At 33.2% G+C, this 1,468-nt stretch carries 1 protein-coding gene; it reads left to right on the top strand.

Translation table 11 applies throughout. The features are described 5' to 3' along the window. Nucleotides 1-55 precede the first annotated feature (55 nt). A complete protein-coding gene (locus tag CCE82_RS12310; protein WP_086429644.1) occupies nt 56-1,264 on the top strand; it encodes an IS110 family RNA-guided transposase in 1,209 nt (402 codons plus the stop codon). Nucleotides 1,265-1,468: the final 204 nt, after the last annotated feature.

The raw sequence follows: 1,468 nt of genomic DNA, 5'->3' as shown, positions 1-1,468 counted from the left end.
TAAGGATTATGAGTGAAGGTTCGCTTATCTCAAAAATTAATTAAGGAGGCGTTTTATGCACATTTTTGGTATTGATATCAGTAAAGCATCGGCAGTTGTGGCACATTATGAAGATGAAACGTTCGTTAAAGAATTGGATTTATTCTATGATTCAAAGAACTTACTTCAGTTCTACACATATTTAAAATGTTTTGAAGATAAGTTATTGATATTCGAAGCGACAGGTGTCTATTCAACAATTATTCGTCAATTTTGTATTGACCATAATATTAAACATGTCTGTATAAACCCTTTAGAAGCACACTTTAAGATGAATTCATTAAGAAGGTATAAAACAGATAAGGTGGATGCACATAAACTCGCTCATTTAGGTTTCACGCTAGATGAAAAATACATTATTCATACCCCTTCAGATGAAGATGTTGAGAGAAAGAGTTATACACGCTTAATCATGCATATTGAGGACGATTTAACTAAATTAAAAGCGAGACTTAAAGAAAGGTTATCTCAAGTATTTCCGTCACTTCAAGACTTAGTGAAGCACAACTATAATATTCCTAACCTAAAGCTTATCAATTTATTTGCACATCCCCAATTCATCTTAAATATGACAAAACAACAACTCAAAAAGCTCATTAAGCAGCACAATAACTGCACAAAAACATATCTTGAAGAACTGACTATCAAGCTTATTGAATGGGCTCAAAACACATATATTATCGTCCACGAAAATCACCCACTTGTCGAAGAAATCAAAGACATTACCGAAGATTTAATTCGACTCATTGGTAGAAAAAAGAATTATGTCGCTAAACTAAAAAAATTATGTGCTGACCAAAAATTATATCACGTCTTATTGAGTATCAATGGCGTTGGAGAACAGAATGCGGCTTTACTCACAGGGGAATTAGGAAATATTGATCGCTTTGAGACGAATAAGCAACTCAATGCGTTTGTTGGTATCGATATCGTCAGATATGAATCAGGAACGATTTATAAAAAAGACCGTATTAATCGGCGTGGCAGTAGTGTAGCGCGAAAAATACTCTATCAAATGGTTGAGCTTTTTATTATGAATCAACACCGTCAGCAGAATAATATTTGCGATTATTACTATAAATTAAAAAAGCCACCTTATAATAAACATCATAAAGTGGCCATGATTGCTTGTGTGAACAAGCTCATTAAAGTTATGCATTACTTAAACGCTACAAACTCAAGATATGATTATGAACGTGCTACAAGCCATTTAAAGGCCAACTAGGATAACCACTTCCATTAGCCAAGCACTATGCACATCTTGAGTTATATACACAGGAAAATTCTACCTTAGTCATACTCGTTATGACTAAACAACTCAAATTTTTCCTACATATTCAGTATAACACCTAGAAAAAAATTTTAAAATCAGCTAGGTGTAGTTCAGCGATGCCAAAATACTAAAAAAACACTTGCAAAACAGTAAGAA

Source organism: Staphylococcus cornubiensis (genome assembly GCF_900183575.1).
GTDB classification, from domain to species: domain Bacteria; phylum Bacillota; class Bacilli; order Staphylococcales; family Staphylococcaceae; genus Staphylococcus; species Staphylococcus cornubiensis.
This window is presented reverse-complemented; position numbering and strand designations above follow the sequence as displayed.